The 14,180-nt window shown below is 75.0% G+C and carries 11 protein-coding genes and 1 pseudogene; 5 read left to right on the top strand and 7 right to left on the bottom strand.

The window, feature by feature from the left end; all coding sequences use genetic code 11:
- Positions 1-93: 93 nt before the first annotated feature.
- From BS72_RS11255 to eno, 3 genes are all read right to left on the bottom strand, one after another.
- A complete protein-coding gene (locus tag BS72_RS11255) occupies positions 94-1,500 on the bottom strand; it encodes a glycoside hydrolase family 76 protein (protein WP_051950938.1) in 1,407 nt (468 codons plus the stop codon).
- Positions 1,501-1,861: 361 nt separating this feature from the next.
- Positions 1,862-3,103: a PP2C family protein-serine/threonine phosphatase gene (locus BS72_RS11250; RefSeq protein WP_051950937.1), complete on the bottom strand. Its 1,242-nt coding sequence runs from the start codon at positions 3,101-3,103 to the stop codon at positions 1,862-1,864.
- A gap of 554 nt (positions 3,104-3,657) precedes the next feature.
- Complete coding sequence (gene eno, locus BS72_RS11245) at positions 3,658-4,941, bottom strand: phosphopyruvate hydratase (protein WP_037909082.1); 1,284 nt, start codon at positions 4,939-4,941, stop codon at positions 3,658-3,660.
- A 93-nt stretch (positions 4,942-5,034) separates the two neighbouring features.
- On the opposite strand from eno, the gene BS72_RS11240 reads away from it, so the two are divergent.
- The 4 genes and pseudogenes from BS72_RS11240 to BS72_RS39505 form a co-directional block, all read left to right on the top strand.
- Positions 5,035-5,985: a winged helix-turn-helix transcriptional regulator gene (locus BS72_RS11240; protein ID WP_037909080.1), complete on the top strand. Its 951-nt coding sequence runs from the start codon at positions 5,035-5,037 to the stop codon at positions 5,983-5,985.
- Positions 5,986-6,142: 157 nt separating this feature from the next.
- Complete coding sequence (locus tag BS72_RS11235; protein WP_037909078.1) at positions 6,143-7,921, top strand: MOSC and FAD-binding oxidoreductase domain-containing protein; 1,779 nt, start codon at positions 6,143-6,145, stop codon at positions 7,919-7,921.
- 42 nt (positions 7,922-7,963) lie between these two features.
- Positions 7,964-8,230 carry a hypothetical protein gene (locus BS72_RS11230; protein ID WP_037910100.1) on the top strand — a complete coding sequence of 89 codons (267 nt, stop codon included), beginning with the start codon at positions 7,964-7,966 and terminating at the stop codon, positions 8,228-8,230.
- Between the two features lie 51 nt (positions 8,231-8,281).
- Positions 8,282-8,810: pseudogene (locus tag BS72_RS39505) on the top strand (helix-turn-helix domain-containing protein); the annotation flags it as partial.
- Positions 8,811-9,018: 208 nt separating this feature from the next.
- Here the strand turns inward: BS72_RS39505 and BS72_RS11220 are convergent.
- From BS72_RS11220 to BS72_RS11210, 3 genes are all read right to left on the bottom strand, one after another.
- On the bottom strand, positions 9,019-9,261 hold the full coding sequence (locus tag BS72_RS11220; RefSeq protein ID WP_157856202.1) for a DUF6480 family protein: 243 nt from the start codon (positions 9,259-9,261) through the stop codon (positions 9,019-9,021).
- Positions 9,262-9,419: 158 nt separating this feature from the next.
- Complete coding sequence (locus BS72_RS11215) at positions 9,420-10,160, bottom strand: Type 1 glutamine amidotransferase-like domain-containing protein (protein ID WP_037909074.1); 741 nt, start codon at positions 10,158-10,160, stop codon at positions 9,420-9,422.
- Between the two features lie 93 nt (positions 10,161-10,253).
- Positions 10,254-12,794 carry a SpoIIE family protein phosphatase gene (locus BS72_RS11210; protein ID WP_051950936.1) on the bottom strand — a complete coding sequence of 847 codons (2,541 nt, stop codon included), beginning with the start codon at positions 12,792-12,794 and terminating at the stop codon, positions 10,254-10,256.
- Between the two features lie 162 nt (positions 12,795-12,956).
- On the opposite strand from BS72_RS11210, the gene BS72_RS11205 reads away from it, so the two are divergent.
- Complete coding sequence (locus BS72_RS11205; protein ID WP_037909072.1) at positions 12,957-13,376, top strand: PPOX class F420-dependent oxidoreductase; 420 nt, start codon at positions 12,957-12,959, stop codon at positions 13,374-13,376.
- A gap of 31 nt (positions 13,377-13,407) precedes the next feature.
- Here BS72_RS11205 and BS72_RS33160 read toward each other — a convergent pair whose 3' ends face one another.
- The gene (locus BS72_RS33160; RefSeq protein WP_063836027.1) at positions 13,408-14,022 is read right to left on the bottom strand and encodes a MarR family winged helix-turn-helix transcriptional regulator; all 615 of its coding nucleotides are present in this window, start codon (positions 14,020-14,022) and stop codon (positions 13,408-13,410) included.
- Positions 14,023-14,180: the final 158 nt, after the last annotated feature.

Raw genomic sequence — 14,180 nt, 5'->3', positions numbered from 1 at the left:
CGGTCCCGGCGTCCCGGCTTCGCCTGGTGGTCCGCTGACGTGACGTCAGCGGATCACCGGGCCAGCGGGGTTCGCGTAGTCCCGCGCGGGGGCTCAGCCGGCCGCGTTGAGCAGGTCCAGGACGCTCTGCTGGCAGCCGTAGTCGCTGCTGCCGGCGCCGCCGGCCCAGTGCGGGCCGTACTGGTCGAGCGCGTCGCGGTCGTTGGCGTACGCCGAGGCGGCCCAGGCGCTCAGAGTGGAGGAGTACGGGTGGTCGGAGAGCTGGGAGTTGAGCCGGCCGAGCCCGCGCACGTAGGCGCCCTTGAAGGACGGGCCGTCGCCGGTGCAGGAGTCGCCCTCACCGGGCTCGCGCAGCACGCCGTTCGACTCCAGGCCCACGGTGGAGGCGCCGGCCAGCGTGCGGGCGGTGGTCAGCAGGCTGCTGTCGCCGGTCGCCTTGTACAGCTCGGTCAACCCGCCAAGGATCACACCCTGGTTGTACGTCCAGGTGGTCTGGCCGTTGTTGACGCAGGCGTCGCTGAGGCCGTCGTTGATCATGTGGCTGCTGTTGATCATGCCGCTGGCGCTGAACCAGGACCACTCCTGCTGGGCCCGGTTCAGGTAGGTGGTGTCGCCGGAGATCCGGTTGTGCAGCGCCGCGTCCAGTTCGAGGAACAGCTCGTTGGTGACGGCGTTCTTGTACTCGCCGCCGGTGTTCCACCGCACGCCGCCGCCGCAGGTGCTGTTCCAGTTGGCCCACATGTGGTCGGCGTCGGTGCGGGCGGTGGCGAGGTACCGGCTGTCGCCGGTCAGGTCGTAGGCGTCCACCCACGCCAGTCCCCACCACCCCGTGTCGTCGAGGTACTCGTTGGTGAAGTTGCCGTCCTGGGCGCCGAGGTTGGCGTTGTAGGTGTCGGCGATGGCGTACTCGTAGCTGCCCATGCCGGTGTCCCGGATGTTGTCGATGATCGCGGTGAGCGCGTTGGCGCTGGTCCACCAGCCGTTGCCGCCGAAGAGCTTGGAACCGCGGTCGTACGACATCATCAGCGCGGTGGCGGCCGCGGTGCGGCGCTCGCCGGCGTTCCATGTGGTGCGCGCCCACGGGGTGCAGGCGATGTCGGAGCTGCCGGCCGGCTCGCCGCAGGCGCGCAGGGCGCCGACGCCCTCGGTGTTCCAGTCGTCCACGTTGTACATCAGGGTGCGCCAGCCGGTCTGGCCGGAGGGCACCTTGGTGTCGCCGAGCTTGCTGCCGTCGCTCCACGTGCGGCCGCCGTCCATGGACCGGTCCAGCCACACCTCGTCGCCCGCGCCGCCGCCCCCGATCGACGCCCAGCCCATCGCGTCGGTGTCGTCGAAGTGGAGCACGAGCGTGCGGGAGTCGACCGCGGCGGTCACCGGCTGGCGGTCCGTCGGGCTGAGCGCCGGGTCGCGCGTGTCGCAGTAGCGGTTGCAGATGCTCGCGTTGGCCGCGGCAGCCGTGGTGGCCGGCGTGGCGAGCAGTACCGCCAGTAGGGTTGACATCGTTGTCAGCACGACCGTGAGTACGGTCGTCCCACGTGGTCTTGCACTCATGGGGGGCTCCTGAGCCTGGTCCGCGTCGACGGTGGCGCCCGGGATCACACGCCACCAAGGAGGAGAGAGCGCTCTCCTGGGACCGTAGCCACAGCGCCGCGCCGCGTCAACGGAACGCGCACGCACGGAAGTCGGGAAGCGAACGGCCGGTGACGGGCCCGCCGACCGAGGAGCCTCGCGGGACGGCCGCGGAACCTCGCGGGACGGCCGCGGAACCTCGCGGGACGGCAGACGGAACCTCGCGGGACCGTCGCGGGACCCTTTCCGGCGGCCGCGCCCAGCCCGGACGCGCAGCCGCGCGCGCCGCGCCTCAGCCGTCGTCGCGTCCGCCGCCGAGCGCGTCCTCGTCGAGCACCGCCGGAATCGCGGGGCGCAGCCGGCGGACGGCCAGGATCGCCGTGTCGTCGTGGAGGGCGCCGACGCTGTGCGCGCGGACAGCCGCCTCCACCAGGGCCACGAGCGAACGCGGGGTCGTCGCGCCGGCGGGGTCGGCGGCCAGCGCCCGCTCCAGGACGGCGCGCAGCGGCAGGAACTCCCCGTGCCGGTCGCGCGCCTCGGTGACGCCGTCGGTGAAGAGCAGCAGCGTCTCGTCCGGACCGAAGGGGACGCGCAGCGTGCGCGGCGCGAGTCCGGTCAGCCGGGCCAGGCCCAGCGGGGCCCCGGTGCCGCTGGGCAGCGCGCGCACCTCGCGCCGGGACAGCGCCAGCGGCGCCTCGTGGCCGCAGTTGACCAGCTCGATCCAGCCCGGCACGGTGCCGCCCGGCCCGGGCGGCGGGAAGCTGATGAGCACCGCGGTGGCGAACCGGTCGGCGGGCGTGCCCAGGTCCTTCATGTAGGCGTTGTTGCGGAGCATGCGCTGCTCCAGGCGGCCGGCCACCACCGCCAGGTCCGGCTCGTGCCAGCCGGCCTCGCGGAAGGTGCCGGCCAGCGCGCCGGCCGCCGAGACCGCGCCGATGCCCTTGCCCTGGACGTCCCCCAGGATCACGCGGGCGCCGTGCGGACTGGGCACCACGTCGTAGAAGTCGCCGCCGATACGGGCCTGGGAGTCGGCTGCGAGGTAGACGTCGGCCAGGTCGAGGCCGCCGATGCCCTGCGGGATGGGCCGCAGGACGACATTGCGGGTGGCCTCGGCGGCGTCCTGCATCCTCAGGGTCCGGCGGCCGGCCCGCAGGCGCAGCCAGGAGGCCACGACGGCGCCGACCCCGCAGGCCACCACCAGCAGGAAGTCGCCGGCGCCCATCCGCTCCCGGCTCGGCCAGGCCCGGTCCAGCCCGAGGTAGACCAGCGGCGCGAGGACGGCGAACACCAGGGTGGGCAGCGGCCCGGACAGCGCGGAGGCGGTCAGCGGGACCAGGACGATCCAGGTGACGACGCGGAACTCGCCGGAGCTGTTCCAGTCGAGGAAGGCGATCGCCACCAGCAGCAGCAGCGGCAGCAGCCAGGTGACGTCGACGTCGCGGACGCGCAGCGACGGCTCGGCGGTCGGGAAGGGCCGGCGCCAGCGCACCACCCGCCGTCGGCCGGTGCCCGCACCGCCCTCGCCCCGCGCCATCCGGCCCTCCCTCGTCCGCCGTTCCCCGTGGCTGCTCCGCGCCGGTTCCGGGCACTGGTCCCATACGGTACATATCGCCACGGGATCGGCCACCTGTGTCACCCGGGTGGCGGAGGGGCAGGGTGTCAGGCGACGGCCGCTCGGCTCTGGGCCGCCCCCACCACCGTCCGCCGGCCGCCCGGTCCGCGCGCGACCGGCCTCGGTACTGGCGGGCTCGCGCGCTCACCTGTCGCCAGGTGATCAATCCGGCTCCCGGCCCTGCTACTGGGCGTGAACGGCCTGCCCGTGGCGGGAGGCAGCGGATGGTCGGTGGCGGCACGGCGTTGTCGACTTCCCCGCCGGGTGTTCCGACCCCGACGGGGCAACGGGCTTGTTCGGACTCCTGGTCGACCGCTCGCCGGAAGCGTTCCGGCGCTTCGCCGAGGACTGCCACGAGGTTCCCGTGGCCCTGGAAGCGGTGCGCGACACGGCCGGCGACGGACCGCGCCACGCCGCCGCCGGCCCTCCCCGCCACCCGGTTGGCGCCGCTCGGCGCCGGGCCCGGGTCCGGGTGGTCAGCGGCGCAGCCCCAGGGCCTCGCCGCCGGCGTAGCGGGCCCGGCTGCCGAGCTCCTCCTCGATGCGGACGAGCTGGTTGTACTTGGCGGTGCGGTCGGCGCGGGACAGCGAGCCGGTCTTGATCTGGCCGCAGCCGGTGGCCACGGCGAGGTCGGCGATGGTGGTGTCCTCCGTCTCCCCGGAGCGGTGGGACATCACGGCGGTCCACCCGGCGCGGTGGGCGGTGGCGATGGTGGCCAGGGTCTCGGTGAGGGTGCCGATCTGGTTCACCTTGATCAGCACCGAGTTGCCGATGCCGTCGCGGATACCGGCGCGCACCAGCGCCTCGTTGGTGCAGAAGACGTCGTCGCCGGTGAGCTGGCAGCGGTCGCCGAGGCGTTCGGTCAGCAGCCGCCACCCGTCGTGGTCGTCCTCGGCCATGGGGTCCTCGATCGACGCGACCGGGTAGCGCTCGACCAGTCCGGCCAGGTACTCGGCGTGCTCCTCGGGGGTGCGCCGAACGCCCTCGCCGGCGTAGTCGTAGACCCCGTCGTGGAAGAACTCCGAGCTCGCCGGGTCCATGACGAGGGTGATGTCGGTGCCGGGGCGGTAGCCGGTCCGCTCGATGGCGCCGACGACGAACTCCAGCGCCTCCTCGGCGGTGCGCAGGTCGGGGGCGAAGCCGCCCTCGTCGCCGACGTTGACGCTGTGGCCGGCGGCGGCGAGGTCGCGGCGGAGGGTGTGGAAGACCTCGGAGCCCATCCGGACGGCCTCGGCGAAGGAGGCCGCGCCGACCGGGGCGATCATGAACTCCTGGAAGTCCAGCGGGTTGTCGGCGTGCGCGCCGCCGTTGACGATGTTCATCATCGGCACCGGCAGCAGGCGGGCGTCCACGCCGCCGACGTACCGGTACAGCGGCATCCGGTGGCCGGCGGCGGCGGCCTTGGCGGCGGCCAGCGACACGCCCAGGAGCGCGTTCGCGCCCAGCCGGCCCTTGTCCGGGGTGCCGTCGAGGTCGATGAGGACGGTGTCGACGGCCGCCTGGTCGTCGGCGTCGAGGCCGACGACCGCGTCGCGGATGGCGTCGTTGACGGCGTCCACGGCCCGCCGCACGCCCTTGCCGTGGAACCGGGCGGGGTCGCCGTCGCGCAGTTCCACCGCCTCCCGGGTCCCGGTGGAGGCGCCGGAGGGGACGGCCGCGCGGCCGAGCGACCCGTCCGACAGCTCCACGTCCACTTCGACGGTCGGGTTGCCCCGGCTGTCGATGATCTCGCGTCCCACGACCCGGCTGATGACGGTCACGGTGCTGCTCCTCGCGTTCGGCCCGCGCGGCGGCGGGGCGTTAGTTCCGCACAGAAACATAGTCAGTTCCGAAAAGGAACCTACTATGGCTCCATGAGGATGCACAACGCCGACGAGAACTGCGGGATCGCCCAGGCCGCCGTCGTCATGGGCGACTGGTGGAACGTGCTGGTGCTGCGCGAAGTCGCACGCGGGCACGTCCGCTTCGACGCGCTCGCCGCCGAACTCGGCCTGTCCCGGAAGGTGCTGACCGAGCGGTTGGGGGGCCTGGTCGCGCTCGGCGTGCTGCGCCGCGACCTCTACCAGCGACGCCCGGTGCGCTACGAGTACCTGCTGACGGACTCCGGGCTCGCCCTGCTGCCGGTGCTGGTCGCCCTCCAGGACTGGGGCGACCAGTGGGTGCTCGGCGACGGCACCGCCACGGCCACAGCGGCAGTGGACGGCGCCCAGCACTCCCGGGTGCACGCGCTGGCAGGGCAGCGGCTGCCGGCCGGTCTCGCCCTCCCGGCCACGTTGCCGGCCACCGTGACGGCCGCCGCGACCGGGGACGGCGGTACGGAGCAGGCCGGGTGCGTCCCGGACGCTCCGGCGGAGGGGCCGGGCACCGGGGAACTGCCCGTGGTGGCGCCGGACGCGGCGGCTACCGTCGTGTTCTGCTACCCGGGCACCGGCGTGGCCTGGGACGGGGCGATCCCGGGGGCGGCGGGCTGCACCCTGGAGAACCGGCTGTTCCGCGACGCCTGGCCCGACTTCCGCCGGGCGGGCGTGGCCGTCCACGGGGTGAGCACGCAACTCCCCTCCGAGCAGGCGGCGTTCGCGCGGGCCGAAGGTGTGCCGTTCCCGCTGCTGTCGGACGCCCGGCAGCGGCTGGCGGCGGCGCTGCGGCTGCCGGTCTTCCGCGGCGCCGGCCGGCTGCGGCTGAGGCGGCTGGTCCTCGTCGCCGACCGGGAGCGGACGGTGCGGCACGTGCTGTTCCCGGTCGAGGACATCCCGGGCGCGGTCCGCGCGGCACTGGACCTGTCCTCGGCGGTCGCCGCCGGGTGAGGGGGAGCCGCCGGGTGAGGCGGCCGGGGACCACGGCACGAGGGCTCCCTGGGCGCGGTGGCGGGGCACCGGGTGGGGCGAAATGCTGGAGGTGGGGCCGTGACCCGGGACGGGCCGGACGGACAGGCAGGCAGGCAGGCAGGCAGGCAGGTGGACCATGGCCACGCTGGTGTCGGTGAACGTCGGTATGCCGAAGGACGTGCCCTGGCGCGGCCGCACGGTCCACACCGGCGTGTGGAAGCACCCGGTGGAGGGCCCGCGCCGGGTGCGGCGGCTGAACATCGACGGCGACGGCCAGGGCGACCTGGCCGGCCACGGCGGGGAGATGCGGGCGGTGCTGGTCTACCAGCTGGACTCGCTGCGCCACTGGGCGCGGGAGCTGGACCGCGACGACCTGAACCCGGGGTGCTTCGGGGAGAACTTCACCGTCGACGGGCTGCCCGACGACGAGGTGTGCGTCGGCGACCGCTACCGCGTCGGCGGGGCCGTCTTCGAGGTCACCCAGCCCAGGGTGACGTGCTACCGGGTGGGCCTGCGGCTGGACGAGCCGCGGATGGCGGCGCTGCTGGTGGCGCACCGCCGGCCCGGCTTCTACCTCAGGGTGGTCCAGGAGGGCGAGGTGGCCGCCGGGCAGGAGATCACCAAGGTCGCCGACGGTCCGGAGGGCATGACGGTGGCGGAGATCGACGGCCTGCTCTACCTGCCCGGCCACCGCCGCGAGCAGGTGGAGCGGGCGCTGCGCATCCCCGCGCTCAGCCCCGGCTGGCAGGCCTCGATGCGGGCGCTGCGCGACGCGGACGAGCGGGGCGGCGCCGGCGGCGGCAACGCGGGCCTGACCGAGCCGGCCGCCGCGCCCCCGGCCTGGCCGGGGTTCCGGCCGCTGAGGGTCACCGAGGTGCGCGCGGAGAGCGCCACCGTGCTGTCGCTGGGGCTGGCCGACCCGGAGGGCCGCCCGCTGCCGCGGGCGCTGCCCGGGCAGTTCCTCACCGTACGGCTCCGGCCGGGCCCGGAGGCGCCGCCGCTGGTGCGCAGCTACTCGCTGTCCGGCGATCCGGGCGCGGGCGGCTACCGGATCAGCGTCAAGCGGGAGCCGGACGGCCGGGCCAGCCGCTATCTGCACGCCCACGCGGCGGTCGGCGGGGAACTGGAGTCCGCAGCGCCGCGCGGTACCTTCCGGCTCGCGGAGGGGGACGATCCGGTGGTGCTGGCCTCCGTCGGCGTGGGCGCCACGCCGGTGCTGGCGATGCTGCACGCGCTCGCCGGCTCCGGGTCCGGCCGTCCGGTGTGGTGGCTGTACGGGGCGCGCGACGGCGGCGAGCACCCGTTCGCCGCGGAGAGCCGCCGGCTGCTGGCCGCGCTGCCCGCCGCCACCACCCGGATCTGCTACAGCCGCCCCCGGCCGGCCGACCGCCTCGGCACCGACTACACCGACGCCGGCCGGCTCACCCCCGCGCTGGTGGGCGGCCTCGGCCTGCCGGCCGCGGCGCACGCGTACGTGTGCGGGCCGGCCGGGTTCATGGACGACCTGACGGCCGCGCTGGCGGCGGCCGGGCTCGATCCGTCGCGGGTGCACACCGAGCCGTTCGGGTCGGCCGCCGCGATCACCCCCGGCATCGGCGCGCCGGCCGCCGCCCGGGCCCCGCACCAGCCGCCCGGCGAGCCCGGCACCGGCCCCGCCGTCACCTTCGCCCGCAGCGGCCTGACCGTACCGTGGCGGCCGGAGCGGGAGGCCACGCTGCTGGAGCTGGCGGAGGCGTGCGACGTGCCCGTGCGCTGGTCGTGCCGCACGGGCGTGTGCCACACCTGCGAGCTGTCGCTGCTCGCGGGCTCGGTGGCGTACTCCCCCGAGCCGGTCGAGCCGCCGGCCGAGGGGAACGCGCTGATCTGCTGCTCCACCCCCGCCCAGGGGCCGGAGGGCGTGGTCCTGGACCTCTAGTGCCGCTCCCGGCAAGGTGTGCCCTGGCTGTACGGTCAGGACATGGATGCAGGGGGGCAGCCGACGCTTGACGAGGTTGAGGGTTGCCTCGCGTCGCTCGTCGAGGGGCGGCTGACGAGGGATGAGGCTGATCGCTGGGCTTCGCGGTGGGTGGCCGACGACCGGCTTGCTTGGGACGACATCTCGTGGTGGGCGCTGAACCTCCTGTGGGGGATCGACCTGCCCGCGGATGAGGGCGGCGGCTACCTGCACGACGACGAGCAAGTGGGGGGTTGGCTCGCCGAGCTGAGGAACCGCCGAATGGTGTGACACGGCCGGGATTCCGGCGGCCAGGGTCCAGGGCGCTGGCAGGCTGTGCGTATGGCCGAGCGGGTACGAATTCGTGAGATGGATGACGACGAGGGCCGGCGGTTGCCGCGGATCATCCGCCGCGGCACTGTGGCGGTGGTGACCTGGCGCCGGGCCCAGACGGTGCTGCTGTCCGCGCAGGGCATGGCCGTGGCGAAGACCGCCGAGGTCACGTTCACCAGTGCGGACCGGGTTCGGGGTGTGATCCGCAACTTCGACGCCGGCGGCTTCGCAACGCTTCACCCGAAGGGCAAGGGCGGACGGCCGAAGACCTTCACCCTGCCCGAGCGCCGGGAGATCAAGGAGACCGCCACGTCCGAGCCGACCGAGCACAACCTGCCGTTTTCGACGTGGAGCCTGGTCAGGCCGGCCGACTTCCTGGTCGCCGAGGGGGGTGGTCGAGGACATCAGCCACAAGGGCCTGCGCATCCTGCTCCGCGAGGAAGGCGAGCCGGAGGTCATCCACCGCATGGACGAGTTCGGCCCGCTCAACCTCCAGCCGCACCCCTGACGCCAGTGGGCCGAACGCAGCGGCCGGCATTAGGACCCCGACCGGGACCCCCGGCCCAGACGGCGGGCCACCGGCCCGGGTCCCCGGCGGAACCGGGGTCGGCGGGTCCGGGTCGGCCGCCCGGGTCCGCCGGCCCTGGCGACCTGGCGACCTGGCGACCTGGCGACCTGGCGACCTGGTCGTCAGATCATCAGGTCCTCGGCTCGTCAGGTCCTCGGCTCGTTAGGTCCTCGGCTCGTCAGGTCATCAGGGAGATGGCGCGCGCCAGGGTCCCTGCGATGAACAGCGCGACGACGAAGATGATCAGGGCGAGCGGTGTCCAGACCCAGCCCTTGGTGAGCCGGTTGGGTTCGCGCGCGTCCAGCGCGGAGACCCCGGACTCCGCGGGCGGTGCCTGCCCGGCACGCTGGACGGCGTCCTCGGGTACGCCCATGCCCTCGTCCGCGAGGTGGCGGCCAGGTTGCACGGTGGTGACGGCCATGGTGGTCCTTCCCGTCGGGTACTGCCGGTGCCGCCCGCGCGGATGGCCGACGGCCCTCCCCCGGCCCTCACGGGTACCCACCCCGAGCGCGTCGAAGCCCGGCACGGCGGACCTGTCGGCCATCCCCCGTGGCGGACGGAAGCGGAAGGGTCGGCGGGTCAGCGCCCGACGGGCGGCAGCAGCCGCGGCGTGAGCCGTTCCTCCACCGCGGCGTCCCCGTCGCGCAGCACCCGGTAGGCGCCCTTGCCGCGCTGTTCGGCGACGGCCTCGACCAGGGTGGTACCCCGGTAGACGAGGCCGACCCCGTCGTCGGTGCAGTGCGACTCCGGCAGCGTCCCGTCGGCGACCAGGCGGTGCAGCAGCGGGCGGCGGCCGGGGTCGGTGTCGTAGTGGACGCCGTTGCCGTAGGGCAGCAGGCCGAGTGCGTCGGTGACCGGGCGCAGCCGCGGGCCGTAGGAGTCGGTGGTGCCGCCCCGGAACCAGCAGATGGAGCCGGCGCTCACCCCGGCGAGTACCACCCCGGCCTGCCAGGCCCGGCGCATCACCTGGTCCAGGCCGTGCACCCGCCACACCGCCAGCAGGTTGGCCACCGAACCGCCCATCACCCACACGACGTCCTGGTCGAGCACGGCCCCCTCGACGTCCTCCACGTTCGGCATCGGGAAGAGGGCCAGCGGGGTGAGGTCGAAGCCGGACACCCGGGCGGCCTCGGCCATGCGGGCGGCCATGTGCTCGTTGTCGCCGATCGCGGTGCCCACGTACATCACGCGGGGCCGCCGCCCGTGCACACCGGACAGCTCCACCGCGTGGTGCACCAGGGCGTCGAACTCCACCCGGGTGCGCGCGGCCGCTCGGTGGCCGCCGGAGGTGGCGAGGATGGTGGGTTCGGGTGCCGTCATGGCCGCGATCCTACGGGCAGCGGCTGGGCCGTCCGAGGGGCGCCCCCGTCTCCGTTCGCCCGCCCCGCACCGGGGCCGACCAGCGGGGGCGCCTCAGAGGGAGGGGCCGCTGAGCGGCTGTTCCGTCCAGATCGTCTTGCCCTGGGCACCGTAGCGGCAGCCCCAGCGGGTGGTGCACTGGGCGACGATGAACAGGCCGCGGCCGCCCTCGTCGGTCTCGGCGGCGCGGCGCAGCCGGGGCTGGGTGTTGCTGGCGTCCGACACCTCGCAGACCAGCACCTGGTCGAGGATCAGCCGCAGGCCGACGCGCCCGGAGCCGTGCCGTACGGCGTTGGTGACGAGTTCGCTGACGACCAGCTCGGTGGTGAACGCCAGCTCCTCGTAACCCCACTCGCTCAGCTGCCGTACCGCCTTGGCGCGGGCCTCGGCCACGGAGTCCAGGCGCGGCGGCAGGCTCCAGGCGGCGATCCGGCCGGGGTCGACGGCCTTGGTGCGGGCCAGCAGCAGCGCGATGTCGTCGCGCGGGGGACGGCTGCGCGGGCGGTCGACCAGGGTGCGGCCGACCTCCCGCAGCGGCCCGCCGGAGGAGCGCCTGGCGGCCAGCTCCGCGCCGAGGGCGGCCGGGCCGTCGGGGCCGTCGTAGCGGTCGAGCTGAAAGAGCCCGTCGGTGTAGAGGGCGATGACGCTGCCGGGCTCCACGGGGAACGTGACGGTCTGGAAGGGCACCCCGCCCACTCCGAGCGGAGGGCCGGGCCGGACGTCGGGGACGTGGACGGTGCCGTCGGGCGCGCACACCACCGGCGGCGGGTGGCCGGCACTGGCCACGGCGCACTCGCCCGTGGTGGCGTCGTAGAGCGCGAACAGGCAGCTGGCACCCACCGCGTCGCGCTGGTCCGCGGGGGCCTCGGCGACCAGCCGGTGCACCAATGCCTCCAACTGGGACAGCACCTCCCCGGGGTCCAGCTCCAGGTCGGCGTAGGTCTGCACGGCGGTACGCAGCCGGCCCATGGTGGCGGCCGCGGACAGGCCGTGGCCGATCACGTCGCCGACGACGAGGGCGGTGCGCAGCGAGGGCAGGGGGAGGGTGTCGAACCAGTCGCCGCTGACGCCGGTGCCGCCGCCGGCCGGCAGGTAGGTGCCGGAGACCTCGGCCGCGGGCGTGTCCACGTCGGCCCGGGGCAGCAGCCGCTGCTGGAGGGCGACCGCGGCGGCGTGCTCGCGGGTGTAGCGGCGGCCGTTGTCGATGCCGAGCGCGGCGCGGGAGGCGATCTCGGCGAGGAGCTGGGTGTCGGCGCCGTCGAAGGCCGGGGAGCGGGCGGTGCGCCATGCCGTCACGGTGCCCAGCATCAGGCCGCGGGCCGTCAGCGGCGCCACGATGAGCGAGTGGGCGCCGGCCGGCACCATGAGCCGTACCAGCCGCTCCGAGCCGAGCGCGCCCACGACGTCCTCCCGGGGGAGGCGCAGCACGCGGCCGCCCTGGAGCGTCGACATCCGCGGTCCCTCGGGCAGCGGCGGGTAGGAGTCGCCGGCCCCCAGCAGCCCGTCGGGCCAGCCGCCGCCCACGGCCGCCGTCGCGACCCGGACCAGCGCCGGCCCGCTGCCGAGCGCCGCCGCGGGCTCCTCACCGTCGAGCACCGGCAGCGCGAGGTCGACGGCCGCCAGATCGGACAGCCCGCCCCCGACGACCACGTCGGCCAGCTCCTGAGCGGTGCGCCGCAGGTCCAGGGAGAGGCCGATGGCGGAGGCGGCGTGCTGCATCAGGTCGCGGTGGCGCCTGGTCTGCGCCTCCTGGGTGACGTCCTCGATGACGGCGGCGACACCGGCCGGCCGGCCCCGGGCGTCGGCGAGCTGGAGCGCGGACCAGGTGAGCGTCCACTCCCGGCCCGGGCGGCTCGGGGAGGTCAGGCGCTGCTCGTCGATCCGGGTCGTCTGCCCGGAGTCCAGCACCTTCCGCAGCACCTCCTCCACGTCCCTGGCCTCGTGGTCGTAGGCGACGTCGGCGAGCCCCTCGCCGGGGGACGGGCTGTGTCCGCCGAACATGTCCGGGTACATGTTGCTGAACGCCACCCGCAGGTCAGGGCCGTGTACGACGACGCCGAACTCGCGCTGGCGCAGCAGCGCGTGCATCAGGGAGACGCCGTACCCCCACTCGTCGGTGCGGCGGACGGGGGCGAAGAGCAGCAGGCTGGACCCGGCGGCGGCCGCGAACGCCTCGTCGGTGCCGCTGGGAGGCTCGTCACCGCGATCGGTACCGCGTTCACCGCCGGGGGGTTCGGCGGCGGGGAGGAGCGGCAGCGCGCGGAGGTCGACGGCCACGGTGCCCGCGCCGGCGCCGCGATCGGCCGTACGGAGCAGCCGGCGGCCCTCCAGGGTGCCGGGCCAGGCGGGCGACGTGGGCGCGGCGGGCGCGGCGGGGGGCGGCTGCCCGGGACCGGCGGAAGGGCCGACGGAGGGGTCGGCGTCGGCGAGGAGGCCGGCGAACGGGCGGCCGCACACGGCCTGCGGGGAGAACCCGAGGAGGCGGGCGGCGGCCTCGGACCAGCCGCTGATCCGGCCCTCGCGGTCCACGACGGCGGCGGCCAGCGCAGGGAAGACGAACCCCTGGTCACCGCGACCACCCTGCGCTACGCCCATCGGCGGGCTCCCGGTGCGAGCGGAGGAATCCATTCCGCAACGAGTATACCGGCGGGTATACCGGATGACCCGGCATGGTTACGCTTCGCAGCCACGGGGGATGCGTCCCCGTGGGGAACGACCGACCCCTCCCCGTCCCGGACCACCCGAGAGAGGCGCGCCATGTCCAAACCGCCGCTGCCCGCCGACGCCGTCGCCATGCTGGCCAAGCCCAACCCGTGCGTGATGAGCACGCTGCGCTCCGACGGCCGGCCGGTGACCACCGCCACCTGGTACCTGTGGGACGACGGCCGGGTGCTGATCAACCTGGACGAGGGCCGGGTGCGGCTGAAGCACCTGCGCAACGACCCGCGGGTGTCGCTGACCGTCCTGGACGGGGACGCCTGGTACACGCACATCAGCATCGTCGGGCACATCACCGGGATCACCGAGGACAGCGACCTGGCCGACATCGACCGGCTCTCGCGCCAGTACACCGGCAAGGCCTACCCCGTCCGCGACCGGAAGCGCTACAGCGCGTGGATCGAGGTCGACCGCTGGCACGGCTGGGGCGCGCACAAGGACAACGAGCAGGTCGGCTGACAGCCCCCGGACCGCGCGGCCTCGGCCCCGCCTACGCCCCGGGCTCCGCCTCCTCCTCGGCAGGCGGCAGCAGGCCCGGCCCGGGCGCGTCGGGTCCGGGCTCGTCGGGTCGGCGCGGGCCGGACGCGGGGGTGCCGGGCTCGCGCTCCTCGTCGTCCAGCTCGCGCAGCCGTTCCAACGCCGGCACGGCCTCGGCCAGCGCCGCGCCCTGCTCGGGGGTGAGCCGGGCGATGAGCCGGGCGTAGGTCTCGGCGCTGGTCCGGCGCCGGCTGTGCAGGTACTCCGCGCCCTCGGGGGTCAGGGCCACCAGGACGACCCGGCGGTCGGCGGGGTCGGCACGGCGCTCGGCGTATCCGGCCCGCTCCAGACTGTTGACGAGCGTGGTGACGGACGGCTGGGTGACCCCTTCGAGCGCGGCCAGCTCGGTCACCCGGCGGGGACCGCAGCGGTCGAGCGTCGACAGGACGCCCAGCGAGGTGAGGCTGAGGTCGCGCGGGGCGTGCCGCAGCAGCGAGGCCAGGAGGCCGTGCACGGCGACCGCCGACCGCAGCCCGTGCCCGTCGGAGTCGGAGTCGGAGTCGGAGTCGGAGTCAGCGCTCTCGGCGTCCGTGCCCTCTGCGCCCTCTGCGGCCTCTGCGCCCTCCACATCCTCCGCGTCCTCAGGACCCGTTGCGGCATACGGAGCGTCCGGCGGGGTAGGGGCCCCTGCACCGCTGGAGGTCGCGGTGGCGCCCGGCGGCGGTGCGGGTGGTCGGCTCATGTCGGCAGCATAGCCAGCAGCCGGGACACCTCAGGGAACGCATT

The organism is Actinacidiphila yeochonensis CN732 (assembly GCF_000745345.1).
Lineage (GTDB): Bacteria > Actinomycetota > Actinomycetes > Streptomycetales > Streptomycetaceae > Actinacidiphila > Actinacidiphila yeochonensis.
Note: the sequence above shows the minus strand (reverse complement) of the source record. Positions and strands in the feature narration are given on the sequence as shown.